We start from the raw sequence: 14,027 nt of genomic DNA, 5'->3' as shown, positions 1-14,027 counted from the left end.
GCGCGAAGGAGAGCTAAAATCAGGGAGTGCGCAAATCCTCGGGCAGTTGCCGGAGCGAAGTCAGGAAAAATACGCGCCGATACCGTTCCGCCGTCATGCTGTCCCAGTGAATAACCCCGGCCGCGTACTGGTAGGTCTGCCACATATTTAGGGTAATACCCAGTACCAGCACTGCTCGTACCGCCACCCGGCGCGGCGTTTTCCAGGTGGCCGAAGTGGCTACCAGCGCCGCCAGGGCCAGGGCCAGTAACGGATACGCGCTAATGAGCGGCCGGGCCCCGAAACTGCCCCCGTACCACCATTCGCGCCAGCTGAAGGTAACGTACAGCACGACGGGCAGCGTCAGGAGCAAGGCCCCTCCTACCCCGCGCAAACGGGACGGCAGTACCAGCAGGCCCAGCAAGGCTACGCCGGCCAGCGGCGTGTACAGCAGCCAGCCCTTTTTGAAGCTGAACAACCCCTCCAGCAAGTGAGGCCGGGCAAAGTCGAACCCCTCGCCCTGGTACGTATCCAGCCACCAATGCCCACTCACGGCGTGCCAGAATACGGGCTGCCATATCACCACGGCCAGCGCGCAGGCAACCGCCAATACTACCTGCCGGGGCCTGCCCAGAAGCCAGCGACCCCAGCCGGCCAAGCCACCCTGCGTGGCAATTCCCCAGCCCACCGGCACCAGCGCGTACAGGGCTTCGGTGGGTCGGGCCAGCATTGCTAGGCCCAGTAGCAGGCCCAGGCCGGCGGCCCAGCGGGTTTGCCGGGTTTCGTACCAGGCCCCGGTAGTCCACACAATGCCCACGTGCCACAGGAAAAGCAGACTGTGCGCCATCGGGCTTTCGTAGCTGGCGTACATAAACCAGTTGGTTCCCAGCCCGATGCCGGCAAGTGCCCAAGCCACGGTAGTGTCATCCTGCGGGAAGTAGCGCCGCAGCAACTTGCGGAGTAGCCACAGCCCCAGCAACCCGTGAAATAACCCAGCCAGCATAATGGCCTGCTGGTAAGGCCGCGAAAAGCCATCGGCGGGTTGACCGCGCAGGCGGGCCCAGGTGTGCGCCCCGGCAAACCAGGGTAGCTCGGCCAGGGCTACACCCAGCGGGTACTTAGAAATGGTGTTGCCATTGGGCAATTGCACCAGCCCCATATAAGGCCGGGGGCCCGGGCGGTAAGTGGCCCGAACACCCTGCAGCGAATCGGCGCGGCCGGCATCTTGGTAGAGCAGCACCGAGGGCAGATACACATAGTAGCCGCCCGGGTCGTTATCGAATACTTCCAAGGGCTTCCAACGCTTGTCGTTGAAAGTGGCCAGGATCAGTAGGGCAGCGGTGAGAAAAAAGACGATACTGGATTTCACGCAGGATACCGGGATAAGCTAACAACTCAAGAAACAGGAACAACCGGCGCTGGCGCCGCCATGTAGGTGCCACACACCTTGCAGGTCCGCAGGGCATCGGAAGCCCAGAAACGGTCCATAATCGGCGGCAGCTGGGCCACGATGTCGGTTATTTCGGCGAATTCCTCGTGCAGCTTGTGGCCGCAGTTTTCGCAGTACCATTGAAAGCCATCCAGCTCGCCGGGCGTGCGGTAGCGCTCCAGCACCAGGCCCACGGTGCCGGCCGGCCGGCGCGGCGAGTGAGGCACCCCGCCCGGCAGCAGAAACATGCTTCCTGCCTTTATTTCAATATCCACCGGTTTGCCGTCTTCGATGATCTTCACCACCATATCGCCTTCCAGCTGCAGGAACAGCTCCTCCCCTTCATCCACATGGTAGTCTTTGCGGGCGTTGGGGCCACCTACCACCATCACGATGAAGTCTTTGTTATCTTTGAAAACCTGCTGGTTACCTACCGGCGGTTTAAGCAGATGACGGTGGTCATCAATCCACTGCTGGAAGTTGAACGGACGAGCGACGAGCATAGCGACGAGGGGTTGATGTAGTGACTTACTAAATTATGCGGCAGTACGAATGTAGGTGTTTGCATGACGTTCCAACGCCCGCTACCGGTTCACTTACCGGTTCCCACGTACTTTACGGCTACCTAAGACCGTAATTCATTCCGTAGTCAACCCACTAAAACACCAATGGATTTTGTTTCTCAACGCGCCCTGGTAGGAGGCAGCACGCAGGGTATTGGCCGAGCCGTGGCCGAAGAACTGGCCCGGCGCGGCGCTACCGTCACGCTACTCGCCCGCAACGAAGCCCGCCTGCATGAAGCCGTGGCGGCCCTGCCCACCCCGGCCGGCCAGCAGCACGACTTTATCGTGGCCGATTTCAGCTACCCGGACCAGTTGCAGCAGCAGGTACAGATGTATCTGGCGGCGCACCCGGCCGGCTTCGATATTCTGGTGAACAACACGGGCGGCCCCGCCGGCGGGCCTATTCTGGATGCTCCCATTGAGGCGTTTCGGGCAGCGTTTGAGCAGCACTTGGTGTGTAACCATTTGCTGGCCCAGGCCTTGGTGCCGGGCATGCGGCAGCGCCAGTACGGCCGCATCATCAACATCATCAGCACTTCCGTGAAGCAGCCGTTGCCGGGACTGGGCGTGAGCAATACTATTCGGGCGGCCGTGGGCAACTGGGCTAAAACGCTGGCTACTGAGCTGGCCGCCGACGGCATTACCGTAAATAACGTGCTGCCCGGGGCCACCGTCACGCAGCGGCACACCTCCCTTATTGAGAAGAAAACCGAGCAGACCGGCCAGACTACCGAACAGGTGGAGGCGGCTATGCTCAAGGGAATTCCAGCGGGCCGCTTCGGGCAGGCCCCGGAAGTAGCGGCAGCCGTGGTATTCCTGGCCTCGGAGGCGGCCGGCTACATCACGGGTATCAACGTGCCGGTTGACGGCGGCCGAACGGGAAATCTGTAACGCACGCAACCCGCCGCTTCTTCCGGCACTTGGCGGAAAGGAACGGCGGGTTGGTTTTGGTAGCTACCGGCTGGCTGTTTTATCTGTTCAGGGCTGCGCCGGAGCTGGCAATTTGCTGACCGGCTGCCGCCAGGCAATAGCCAACACAAACACGGCAATAAACAGCGTGAGGGAGGTGAGGTAGGCGTAGGGAATCTGAATGAAGGCGTAGAATGTACTCAGGTAGAAGCCCAGCGAAATAAGGGCCAGGGCCCGGTAATCGAGCCGGTGACGCAGCTTCCAGTACACGCCCGCACTCAATGCTACCGCTCCCGCCGAGGCCAGGATATGGGCTTTCTGTAGCAGACTGATACGCGCTGGAATATCGCCCCCGCCGAAGGTGTAGAAGTAGGAAGCAAAGCCCAGACCCGAAAACAGATGATAAGGCTTGCCGCCGGGGCCGTTGTCACGGCTCCATTCGCCGAGGGTAGCAATTTTATACTCGCTCAGCGCGTGCGTAAAAATTGTCCAGTCCTTTGACAGGAAGGGCACCACGTAGATGAGCACGATGCCCAGTCCCGTAAGCCCCGCCACCGTTACCGCGTGACACCGCCCCCGCTCCCGCCACAGCAGCCACAGAAAAAACGGCACCCAAAACACCACTGAGTAACGCGACAACAGGCACAAAACCAAGGCGGTTGCCTGTACCAGTGCCGAGCGGGAGAAAATGGAAGCAGCCAGCAGGCAGTAATACGCAATGATGGTCAGCTCAACTGTTTGCGCATACAGGCCACTATCTACCTTGATAAGATGCCGCAGCAACAGCCAGGGCAGCACGGCCAACCCGGCAAACAGCACCAGTGGTAGCCGTTGCGCATTAAGGAAGGCCAGGTACGCGCCCAAGCCTCCCAACAACAGAATGCCCAGCGCCCACCAGCGGTAGTCAACTCCCAACTGCTCCGCCACCACGTAGGGTAGCCATTGCAGCGGCAGGTGGTTAGGAAACAGCGGATACGGCAGGTTAGTGATATAGCGGTACACCACCTCGCCGCTCTGAAACCGCGTCACGTAATTCTGCAGAATCGGAATGATATCGGACTGCAGCACGTCGATGGGGTGCCCGGCAATAACAGGAGCCTGCACGTACAATACCGCCAAGCCCCCCAAGAGCACCGTGGCCCAGGACCCCAGCACCCGCCGGCTTTCCAGGGCGGGCGGCACCGCAGCCGGCGTAGCCCGCAATTGGGCCATCAGGGCGCAGCCGCACAGCAGCACGGATACCAGGTAAAACCAGAGCGGGCTCCAGAGCGGACCGTAATGGCCACGCAGATCGGTAAACAGGCGAACCTGTCCCCAGAAAGCCAGCGTGGCGCCCAGCTGCCACGCCCAGGGTTGCTGCCTCAGGCGGGCGAAGGAGGCGGAAATACGCGAAGAAGCTGGCTGCATATACACCAAAAGAAAGCGGCTCGGGTGGCCCGCAACCGGCGGCTTATTCTACGCCCTTAATGCTGATATCATCCATGTACACCGGCGAAGCGGCTCCGGAGCGCCACAGGAATACCTTCAGGTTTTGGGTGTAGGCAATGTTGGCGGGCAGGGTGATTTCCTTGCTCACTTTCACCCACTTGTTGTACTCCTTCACCGCCTCCTGCAGTTTGATACCGTCGCCGAATACCTCCTTATTGCCTTGGTCCGGATCGGTTATCTGCACGCCCAGCACGCCCGTGGCTTTGTTATCGGGCAGGAAAACCCAAGCTTCCAGTGTAATACCTTTCAGCTTGTGAGGGCTTACTTTGCCCAGCTGCGCATTGTACGTGAGGCTGAACTCGTGTTCGGGGTCTACTACTACGGCATAAGCACCAGAATGTGCGTGGGCTTTGGTGAGCGTACCGGCATCGGGCAGCCAGCCAACCATCGACTCAAAATCGTTGCGGGTGATGTAGTCGCCGGCGTCGCCTTTCTCGGCATCAGAGGAACAGGCAACCAGGCTCAGGGCCGTCAGAGCGTAAAACAATGATTTCATGCGGGAATCAGCAGGTTATTTTAGCGGCGAAATTAGACAGAATATCAGTAGTTGCCACCGGCCCCGGAGCATTAGTTTACGGTAACCGGCGGCGGCAGGCGGCTTACTCCGGCATCCGTGGCGGTTGCGGCGGTTCGGTCCGGGCCAGCAGCTGCGCCACCCGGGGCGTCCAGCGCGGCAGATACTGCGCCAACAGCAGCAGACACGCCCAGGGCAGCAGCCACGAAACCCGGCCCTGCAACCGGTCGAGCACGTTGGCCAGGCTCCCGGTAACCAGCGCGTTGCTCACCACTGCGGCCCCACAAACCAGTACCAGTCCCACCGCTGCCGGGGCAATGCGGGTCCGCCAGGGGCCCAGCAGCAACGCCCCCAGCACTAAAAGTGCCAGCAGATGTGCTCCGTATACCCGCTCATTGAGGTCCTTGAAGTCCAGCTGACTGCGGTTCTGCATCGACGACATGTACTCTTTCAACTCATACGGAGCATACTCTCCGACCTTCCAGTAGGGGTTGGTATTCTCGCGGAAAGCCGTCAGCCCGTCGCCGTGGCCGATGTGGGTGAGCTGCCGCAGCGTTGCCTGCACGCTCTCCGACACCAGCAGCGGGTAGTAGCGAGGGGAACGAAGCACCTGCCCGATGATCTGCTGATATTCGGACCGGTTGGCGTTCCAGCCACCCGTTTGGTTCAGGGGGCTGTTGGCGTCCCACATGAAGGTAATGGCATCATTGGGCAGCTTGTCCCGGAATTCGCATAAGCGGTACTGGTTCTGGGGGCCGCAATTCGCCTGCAGAAACTTCTCCAGCACGCCGCTTTCCGAGAGTCGGGCCATCAGAAATGCCGACGACGCTTTGGACAGCTCGAAGCCCCCGCCCAGTCTGGCGTGCAGCAGCGGCAGAATACCCCAGCCCGCCAGCGTAACCAGCAGCGTCAGGAGCCAGGTGGGGCGGTGCAGCACCTGCCGCCGGAATAGCCCCTGCTGCCAGCCCACCGCGCCCACGCCGAGTACCGTGAGCAAAAAGGTGAGCAGGTTGGAAGAGTGCATGAGAGCGGAAAGCAGCAGCACCGCCAGCAGCAGCAGTTGTTCCGGCAGCCCCGAGCGTTTCAGCAGCAGCAGGGCTAGGGCCAGGGCGCCCACGGCGGTAAAAATATCGGGCATCAACTGGCTGCAGTACCACGAAACACCCGTCAGCCAGGTAACGCCGGCCAGTAGAGCCAGCCGCGCCGCCGGATGCTGCAGCCGGGGCGCAAATACCGTGATGCACCGCCACAGCAGCCCGGCCAGCAGCAGCCCCTGGGCAAAAATCACCAGCCAGAGCGTGCCGCGCATGCCGGTAAGCAGTACCCACAAGCCGTAGGTTACGGGCCGGTCATCGGGCACGGTCAGGGTCACGGCACTGTTCAGGTACGTGCCTGAGTCGGAGGTGACGAGCGGAAAGCCATTGTAGAGGCCGGCACTAATCAACACCAGAGCCCCCAGCAGGAGCCAGAACAGGGTGCGCCCCGCTCGGGAAAGAAGAGTCATAGAATACGGGATAGGGCGAAACAGCCACCAGAGAGTCGGGGGCAGCAAATATAGAGAAGCAAGGGGCACCAGCCTCCATTCCCGACCTAGCGGCGGGCAGGAATGCAACCGCCACGGCGCACAGCGCCGGCCCAAATGATTTTCACTGAGTTGAGCCGCCTTAACAAGTAAGCAGGGCATGTCTGGGCTATTATCTTTGCCCGAGTTTCTCTCCGTTCAAATCCCTGTTCGTGCGTATTCCGTCTTCCGCCGCTGCCTTTTTTCGTCGGCACGGGCTCCCAGTGCTTACGCTCCTGCTGCTCACAGCCGGGTTGATGTATGCCGTTCTTGGCCCCATCGTACTGTATCCGGGGCAGTATGCCTTTGCGGCGGGAGGTGATGGCACGAAGAACTATTACTCCCTGCTCTATCACCTGCGCTACGGACAGGGCACCCATTTTACCGGGATGCTCTACCCCTTCGGCGACCATCTGGTGTACGCCGATGGGCAGCCGCTACTGGGCATTCCGCTGGCGTACCTGCAGCAGGCCGGTCTGCCCGTTGCCGATTCCGGCCTGGCCCTGCTTAATATCCTGATGTTGCTTTCCCTGCCCCTCACGGCAGTTATTGTGTACCTGCTGCTGCGGCGCGTACTGCTGCCGGCCGGGCCGGCCGTGGTGGGGGCACTCTTGATCAGCTTTATGGCCCCGCAGTTGGAGCGGTGGCTGGGCCACTATGCCCTGTCGTATGCCTTCGTGGTGCCGCTGCTGTGGTATCTGCTGGTGCGGGCCGTAAGTGCGCCCCGCTCCTGGTGGCCGCTGGTGGGCTACGCCGCCACCGGGCTGTTTGCCGGCTTACTGCACCCGTACTTTCTGCTGCTGGCGGCGCTGCTGGGACTGGCATACGCCCTCGTGCTGCTACTGCAACGGAAGCGCCATACACGCTCAGCTTACTCCACGGGCCTTATCGTCCGGCTGGCCCTAACGGCGGTGCTGCCCATCGTGCTGTTTCAGGTGTGGATGGCCCTGACCGATACCGTTTCTGACCGGCCGGCCAGTCCGTACGGCTTCCTGGTATACCGCTCCACGTTTGCCAGCGTGTTCTATCCTATTCTCGACCCGTTGGCTTCCTTCTGGCGCAATGCGTTCAACACCTCCGAAACCATGGGGGAAGGCTGGGCCTACACCGGCCTGATGAGCCTGCTGGTACTGGTGCTGACGACGATAAAAGCCGTCCGGTACCTGGTGCGCCGGCAGTGGCGGCTCCTGTTCCGGCCGGTTTTGCCGGCTCCCCTGCGCGTGGGCCTGTATGCCGGGCTGCTCACCTTCCTGTTTGCCTGCGGCGTGCCGTTCAGCTGGGGCCTGGAGGGGCTGCTGGAATGGGTGAAGCCCCTGAAGCAGTTCCGCTCCATTGGCCGGTTTGCCTGGATTTTCTACTACTTCTTCACGGTGTATGCCGTGTTCTATTTCTACCAGCTGAGCCGATACCTACGCCACCGCCGGGCGGCTAGCTTTGCCTACACGCTGGTGCCGCTGGTGATACTGGTATGGGCCTGGGAAGGCCACACCACCCTGGCCGCTTGGAACAAGCGCATTACCGATACCAACGCCGACGCCCGCTACACGCCCCAGGCCCTACTACACCCCACCGAGACGTATTTCGATTACCTGCAGTGGCAGGGCAACGGCACCTACCAGGCCATTGTACCGCTGCCCTACTTCCTGCTGGGCCCCGAGCAGTTCGGCACGAACAACATGCCAGCCTCGGCTTACGAAGCCATGCGCGCCTCCCTGCAAACCGGCCTGCCCATCGTGGCCTCGTCTATGTCGCGCACCTCCCAGGCCCAGGGGCTGGCCGCGGCCCAGTTGCTGGCCGCGCCGGAGCTGCCCAAAGAGCTGCTCACACACTTCCCTTCCCGCAAGGCTCTGCTGCTGCTGGTATCCGATGAAGGCCTCTCGGGGCCCGAAAAACGACTGGTTGCATTGGGCCGGCTGGTGCTGAAGGATGCGCACGTAAGCCTCTATGAACTGCCGGTAGCCGCCCTGGAAGCGGCCCCATACCGCCAGGCGGCCCTCTCAGCGGCCACCGCCACTCCGGCCCGGCCCGACAAGGTACGCCTGACCTGGCCGGCTACCGGAACCACCACTCCCCTCGGCGGCGGTTCCCTGCGCCACGAGCAGAAGGCCGTGCTTTTTAGCGGCGTCATTCCGCAGCGGCAGGATACTGCCCACTATGAAGCCTCCGTGTGGGTGCGGGTGGTTGGCATGAAGAATCTGCCCATCTTTCGGGTGCGGGAGCTGGACGCCCAAACCGGCAATCCGCTGGAGAGCTACGAAGTGCCCGCCCGCGTCGGCACCGACATTTACCGGGGCTGGATGCGGCCCGCCTGTGTCTTCCAGCCCCGCCACCCCGGCAGCCACATTGCCGTGGAACTGGAGGGTGACCCGTTTGAGGCCGCGCATCTGCTCATCCGACCCGCCTATACCGACGTGTTCGACCAGCCAACGACCGGCCGGGTATTCAAAAACAACTTCCCCTTACAGGATTAGCGCCCCGCGCTTTGCCCTCTACCTCGCGCTTCATGCCTATTCCGGTTGATTTGGTGTTGCCCTGTTATAATCCGCCGGCCGGCTGGGCGGCCAACCTTATTGCCAGCGTCCGGAAGGTAAACACCTATCTGCCACAGGTAGCCTTTACGGTGCGGGTCGTAAACGACGGCTCGAGCCAGCCGCCTACGCCCGCCGATATTGACCTGTTGCGCAGTCAGCTCCCTGATTTCCATTACGACTCCTACGAGCAGAACCAAGGCAAGGGCTACGCGCTGCGCCACGGCGTGCAGGCAGCGCAGCACGCCATCTGCCTGTTCACGGATATCGACTTTCCGTACGAGGAGCAGGGCGTAGCGGCCGTACTGCAGACCCTGCTGAGCCAGCAGTGCGACGTGGCGGTGGGCTCCCGCAACGAGGCGTATTACCAGCATGTACCGGCTGCCCGCACCGCCATTTCCCGCTCCCTGCGCTTCTGCACCCAGCATTTGTTGCGGCTGCCCGTATCCGATACGCAGTGCGGCATCAAGGGCTTCAATCAGGCGGGCAAAGCCCTGTTTCTACAGACGCAGGTCAACCGCTACCTGTTTGACTTGGAGTTTCTGTACTGGGCGGCCCGCATCCCTAACCTGCGGGTGCTGCCAGTACAGGTGCAACTGAAGCCGGGCATCATTTTCAGCCGCATGAATTTCCGGCTGCTCCTCACCGAAGGCTATAACCTGCTGCGCATTATCCGCCGCGCTACGCCCGCCGCGTAAGCAGCTGAAGCAGCTATTTTGTGCGTGGCCTCTTTCTTGCCTTGTTCGGCACGGGCCAGCCAGCTTCGTCAATATAACTTTACGAATTCCGTACTTTCGGCATTTAGCCCGGTCTTCTGGCCCTCCGCCTGCTCCATTCCTGCCCAACTTCCGTGGATCTTTCCGTCATCATTCCTATTTATAACGAAGAGGAGAACATTCCGGCGCTGTACGAGCGGCTGCGCGGTGTACTCGACCCGATGCAGTTGCCGGGCGGCTACGAGTTCATCTTCATCAATGATGGCTCCCGCGACCAGTCTCTGGCCCTGATTCAGACTCTGGCCACCCGCGACGAACGGGTGCGGTACATTAATTTCAGCCGCAATTTTGGCCACCAGATTGCTGTGACGGCCGGGCTCGACTGTACTCGGGGCGAGGCCGTAGCTATTATCGATGCCGATTTGCAGGACCCGCCCGAGCTGATTCCGCAGCTGTACGCCACGCTCCGGGAAGGCTACGAGGTGGTGTATGCCAAACGCCGCTCCCGCCAAGGCGAAAGCGCCGCCAAAAAGCTCACGGCCAAACTGTTCTACCGCCTGCTGGCCAACATCACCCACATTTCCATCCCCGTGGACACCGGCGACTTCCGGGTGATTTCGCGCAAGGTAGTGGAGGCGTTGCGGCGCATGCCGGAGCAGAGCAAGTTCATCCGGGGCCAGATTTCCTGGATCGGCTACCGCCAGACCTACCTGGAATATGACCGCGCCGAGCGGGCCGGCGGGGAAACGGGCTACACCTATCGGAAGATGATGAAGCTGGCCCTCGACGGTATCACGGCTTTCTCCGATTTTCCGCTGAAAGTAGCCACTATCAGCGGGTTTTTGGTGTCGGGGGTTGCTTTCACCGTGATGCTCTACACGCTGTACTCCCGCTTCGTAACGCGCGACTATGAGCCGGGCTGGGCTTCGCTCATGATCAGCATTCTGTTTTTGGGCGGCGTCCAGTTGATTGCCGTGGGTATCATTGGGGAATATATTGCCCGCCTGAACGCCAACGTGCGCCAGCGCCCCCTCTACATCGTATCCGATACCAACCTGCCACCGGCCGCCTCCGCACCCGGAGCCGGAGCCGGAGCCGGGTGGTCTACTCCTATGGCTTCATGAATATTGAATACGAACTGAAGTACCACCAGATTGAGGAAAACTACTGGTGGTTTCAGGCCCGGCGCGACATGGTGTTTCAGCTGGTGCAGGACCTGCGCCTGCCCGTTACGGCCCCCATTCTGGAAATTGGCTGCTCCGGCGGGCCGCTGCTGCAACGTCTCTCCGCCCAAGGCTACCGCCACCTCACGGGCATTGATGTAAGTGAGGCCGGCATTGCCGTGGCCCAGGCCCGGGGCATTCCCAACGTGTCGTGCATGGATGGAGCCCACCTCGATTTTCCGGATGCGTCCTTCGATCTGGTTATTGCCTCCGACGTGCTGGAGCATATTCAGGACGAGGCCCAGGCCCTGCGCGAATGGACACGGGTGCTGCGGCCGGGCGGGCAGCTGGTGGTGTTTGTGCCGGCCTTTCAGTTTTTGTGGGGCAAGCACGATGAGGTAAATCAGCACTTCCGGCGCTACACGGCGGCCCACCTGGCCCAGCGCCTGCACCAGGCCGGTTTACAGGTGCGCCGCAAGTCGTACTGGAATGTGGGCCTGTTTTTCCCGACGGCGGCCGTGCGCCTGCTCAAGCGGCTGCTGCCCGCCGAAGACCAACCTTTGAAAGACGACTTCTTTGCCACGCCGCCGCTGCTCAACACGGTACTGCGCGGCATTATCACCGCCGAAAACCGCCTGCTCCGGGCCCTCAATGCCCCGGTAGGCGTCAGTGTATTTGCCCTGGCCCGCAAAGCGGCTTAACTTTTTCTGCCCTATCCCCGTGGACCTCTCCATCATCATCCCCATCTACAACGAGGAAACTAACCTGCCGGCCCTCTACGCCCGCCTGGCCGCCATGCTGGACGCCCAACCGTGGCAGGCCGAAGTCATTCTGGTGAATGATGGCTCCCACGACCGGTCCCTGACCATTATGCGGGAGCTGGCCGCGCGAGACTCTCGCCTGCATTACATCACGTTCAGCCGCAACTTTGGCCACCAGATTGCCATTACGGCCGGGCTGGATTTATCGTCGGGGGCGGCGGTGGTGGTGATGGACGGGGATTTACAGGATCCGCCCGAGCTGTTGCCGGAGCTGTACGCCAAGCTGCAGGAGGGCTACGAGGTGGTGTACGCCAAGCGCCGGACCCGCCAGGGCGAAAGTATGATCAAGCTCTTCACAGCTAAGATGTTCTACCGGATTCTGGCCAGCATCACCTCCGTCAATATCCCGCTTGATACCGGTGACTTCCGCATTGTGTCGCGCAAGGTGGTGAATGCCCTCAAGCAGATGCCGGAGCAGAACAAGTTTATCCGGGGCCAGATTGCCTGGATTGGCTACCGCCAGACGTTCCTCGAGTTTGACCGCTCGGAGCGGGCCGGCGGGGAGCCGGGCTATACCTACAGCAAATTGATTCGGCTGGCTCTGGATGGCATTACGTCCTTCTCAGACCTGCCCTTGCGCGTAGCTACCGTGGGCGGCTTTGTGGTGTCGGGCATTGCCTTTCTGGTGATGCTGTACGCCATGTACGCCCGCTTCTTCATGAATAACTACGGCACCGGCTGGCCATCCATTATGGTGAGCGTGCTGTTTCTGGGCGGCGTCCAGCTGATGGCCGTGGGTATCATTGGGGAATATATGGCGCGGCTGGGAGCCAACGCCCGGCAGCGGCCACTCTATATTATTGAGGAAACCGACTTGCGCCGGGAGTAACCCGGCCGCTTCCTGAAAGCGGAGCAGCGTTGCCTGGTTGAGTGATTCTTTCCCGGATATTTCTTTCATGGTCATGATGCAGCTCCAGAACTTCATCGGCGGGCAACTGGTAGCCCCGGCTGCCGGCCGGTATCTTCCGCTGGTTGAACCGGCTACCGGCCAGGTATTCGCGCAGGTTCCCGATTCCGATGCCGCCGACGTGGACGCGGCCGTGCAGGCCGCCGAGGTGGCGCTGCCCGCCTGGCGCGCCCTCCCAGCCGAAGAGCGGGGCCGCTTGCTGGTTCGCTTGGCGGAGCTGATTGAGCAGAACCTAGACCGCCTGGCCCGCGCCGAAAGCCAGGATAACGGCAAACCGCTGAGTCTGGCCCGCACGCTGGATATCCCGCGAGCCGCCAGCAACTTCGCGTTTTTCGGGACTGCGGCCCAGCATTTCTCCTCCGAAGCCCATGTGCAGGAAGGCGTGGCCGTAAACTACACCGTGCGGCACCCGCTGGGTGTGGTGGCCTGCATTTCGCCCTGGAACCTGCCGCTGTACCTGTTCACCTGGAAAATTGCGCCGGCTCTGGCTGCTGGCTGCTGCGTGGTGGCCAAGCCCTCGGAAGTCACGCCGTACACCGCTTTTCTGCTGAGCGGGCTGGCGCAGGAAGCGGGCCTGCCGGCGGGCGTGCTCAATATTGTGCACGGCACCGGGCCGGGCGCGGGTCAGGCCCTCATTGAACATCCGGGCATCCGGGCCATCAGCTTCACGGGCGGCACCAGAACCGGCCAGCATATTGCCCGCTCGGCCGCACCGCAGTTCAAGAAACTCTCCCTGGAGCTGGGCGGCAAGAATCCTAACCTCGTCTTTGCCGACTGCGACCTGACGGAAGCCGTACGCACCAGCATCCGGAGCAGCTTTGCCAACCAGGGCCAGATTTGCCTGTGCGGCTCCCGCATCTTCGTGGAGCGGCCGGTGTATGAGCAGTTCAAAGCGGAGTTTCTAGCCCAGGTGCAGGCGCTGACCGTCGGCGACCCGCTGCTGGAAACTACCCGGCAAGGTGCGCTGGTAAGCGAGGCTCACCTCCAGAAAGTTCTTTCTTACATCGACTTGGCCCACCAGGAAGGCGGCCGGCTCCTGACCGGGGGCCACCGGGTGCAGGTACCGGGCCGCTGCGCCGACGGGTTCTTTCTGGAGCCCACGGTTTTTGAGGGCCTTGCTCCCGACTGCCGGGTAAACCAGGAGGAAATCTTCGGGCCGGTTGTGACGCTCACTCCCTTTGATACCGAGGAGGAGGCGTTGCACTGGGCCAACGGCACCGACTACGGCCTGTCGGCCACCATCTGGACGCGCGACCTGACGCGGGCGCACCGCGTGGCCCACCAGCTGCATGCCGGCGTGGTGTGGGTGAACACCTGGCTGCACCGCGACCTGCGCACGCCCTTCGGCGGCATGAAAAACTCCGGCGTGGGGCGGGAAGGCGGCCTGGAAGCCCTGCGCTTTTTCACCGAGCCTCAGAACGTGTGCGTGAAGCTGTAAAGGAAGTGGTG

General features: G+C 61.8%; 12 protein-coding genes. 7 read left to right on the top strand and 5 right to left on the bottom strand.

All coding sequences use genetic code 11. The annotated features are described in order from the left end of the window. Positions 1–19: 19 nt before the first annotated feature. Together HSW_RS02000 and HSW_RS01995 are read right to left on the bottom strand one after the other, a co-directional pair. On the bottom strand, positions 20–1,348 hold the full coding sequence (locus tag HSW_RS02000) for a hypothetical protein (RefSeq protein ID WP_044000621.1): 1,329 nt from the start codon (positions 1,346–1,348) through the stop codon (positions 20–22). Positions 1,349–1,374: 26 nt separating this feature from the next. Continuing rightward, a complete protein-coding gene (locus HSW_RS01995) occupies positions 1,375–1,911 on the bottom strand; it encodes a 3-hydroxyanthranilate 3,4-dioxygenase (protein WP_044000620.1) in 537 nt (178 codons plus the stop codon). Between the two features lie 165 nt (positions 1,912–2,076). Between HSW_RS01995 and HSW_RS01990 the strand changes: the two genes are divergently transcribed. Then, positions 2,077–2,862, top strand: coding sequence for an SDR family oxidoreductase (locus HSW_RS01990; RefSeq protein WP_044000619.1), 786 nt, complete (start codon positions 2,077–2,079; stop codon positions 2,860–2,862). A gap of 87 nt (positions 2,863–2,949) precedes the next feature. Here the strand turns inward: HSW_RS01990 and HSW_RS01985 are convergent, their stop codons facing one another. The 3 genes from HSW_RS01985 to HSW_RS01975 form a co-directional block, all read right to left on the bottom strand. Continuing rightward, entirely contained in the window at positions 2,950–4,287 is a 1,338-nt protein-coding gene (locus tag HSW_RS01985; protein WP_044000618.1) for a hypothetical protein, read from the bottom strand. Between the two features lie 43 nt (positions 4,288–4,330). Next, positions 4,331–4,864: a hypothetical protein gene (locus tag HSW_RS01980; protein WP_044000617.1), complete on the bottom strand. Its 534-nt coding sequence runs from the start codon at positions 4,862–4,864 to the stop codon at positions 4,331–4,333. 103 nt (positions 4,865–4,967) lie between these two features. After that, entirely contained in the window at positions 4,968–6,386 is a 1,419-nt protein-coding gene (locus tag HSW_RS01975; protein ID WP_044000616.1) for a hypothetical protein, read from the bottom strand. A 314-nt stretch (positions 6,387–6,700) separates the two neighbouring features. Between HSW_RS01975 and HSW_RS01970 the strand changes: the two genes are divergently transcribed. From HSW_RS01970 to HSW_RS01945, 6 genes are all read left to right on the top strand, one after another. After that, positions 6,701–8,914 carry a hypothetical protein gene (locus tag HSW_RS01970; RefSeq protein WP_155832784.1) on the top strand — a complete coding sequence of 738 codons (2,214 nt, stop codon included), beginning with the start codon at positions 6,701–6,703 and terminating at the stop codon, positions 8,912–8,914. Between the two features lie 32 nt (positions 8,915–8,946). Further along, positions 8,947–9,669 carry a glycosyltransferase gene (locus HSW_RS01965; RefSeq protein ID WP_044000614.1) on the top strand — a complete coding sequence of 241 codons (723 nt, stop codon included), beginning with the start codon at positions 8,947–8,949 and terminating at the stop codon, positions 9,667–9,669. A 152-nt stretch (positions 9,670–9,821) separates the two neighbouring features. After that, on the top strand, positions 9,822–10,811 hold the full coding sequence (locus HSW_RS01960) for a glycosyltransferase family 2 protein (RefSeq protein ID WP_081768220.1): 990 nt from the start codon (positions 9,822–9,824) through the stop codon (positions 10,809–10,811). Further along, the gene (locus tag HSW_RS01955; RefSeq protein WP_044000613.1) at positions 10,808–11,551 is read left to right on the top strand and encodes a class I SAM-dependent methyltransferase; all 744 of its coding nucleotides are present in this window, start codon (positions 10,808–10,810) and stop codon (positions 11,549–11,551) included. Before HSW_RS01960 ends, HSW_RS01955 begins: the two co-directional genes overlap by 4 nt. Positions 11,552–11,570: 19 nt before the next feature. Continuing rightward, entirely contained in the window at positions 11,571–12,500 is a 930-nt protein-coding gene (locus HSW_RS01950) for a glycosyltransferase family 2 protein (RefSeq protein ID WP_044000612.1), read from the top strand. A 73-nt stretch (positions 12,501–12,573) separates the two neighbouring features. Further along, positions 12,574–14,016, top strand: a complete 1,443-nt coding sequence (locus HSW_RS01945) for an aldehyde dehydrogenase (RefSeq protein WP_044000611.1) — start codon at positions 12,574–12,576, stop codon at positions 14,014–14,016. Positions 14,017–14,027: the final 11 nt, after the last annotated feature.

This window comes from Hymenobacter swuensis DY53 (assembly GCF_000576555.1).
Classification (GTDB): domain Bacteria; phylum Bacteroidota; class Bacteroidia; order Cytophagales; family Hymenobacteraceae; genus Hymenobacter; species Hymenobacter swuensis.
Note: the sequence above shows the minus strand (reverse complement) of the source record. Positions and strands in the feature narration are given on the sequence as shown.

Bases quoted from the DNA above. Each gene is read 5' to 3' on its own strand.
- HSW_RS01995 (WP_044000620.1), bottom strand. From the start codon at position 1,911: ATGCTCGTCGCTCGTCCGTTCAACTTCCAGCAGTGGATTGATGACCAC.
- HSW_RS01990 (WP_044000619.1), top strand. From the start codon at position 2,077: ATGGATTTTGTTTCTCAACGCGCCCTGGTAGGAGGCAGCACGCAGGGT.
- HSW_RS01985 (WP_044000618.1), bottom strand. From the start codon at position 4,287: ATGCAGCCAGCTTCTTCGCGTATTTCCGCCTCCTTCGCCCGCCTGAGG.
- HSW_RS01980 (WP_044000617.1), bottom strand. From the start codon at position 4,864: ATGAAATCATTGTTTTACGCTCTGACGGCCCTGAGCCTGGTTGCCTGT.
- HSW_RS01975 (WP_044000616.1), bottom strand. From the start codon at position 6,386: ATGACTCTTCTTTCCCGAGCGGGGCGCACCCTGTTCTGGCTCCTGCTG.
- HSW_RS01970 (WP_155832784.1), top strand. From the start codon at position 6,701: ATGTATGCCGTTCTTGGCCCCATCGTACTGTATCCGGGGCAGTATGCC.
- HSW_RS01965 (WP_044000614.1), top strand. From the start codon at position 8,947: ATGCCTATTCCGGTTGATTTGGTGTTGCCCTGTTATAATCCGCCGGCC.
- HSW_RS01955 (WP_044000613.1), top strand. From the start codon at position 10,808: ATGAATATTGAATACGAACTGAAGTACCACCAGATTGAGGAAAACTAC.
- HSW_RS01945 (WP_044000611.1), top strand. From the start codon at position 12,574: ATGATGCAGCTCCAGAACTTCATCGGCGGGCAACTGGTAGCCCCGGCT.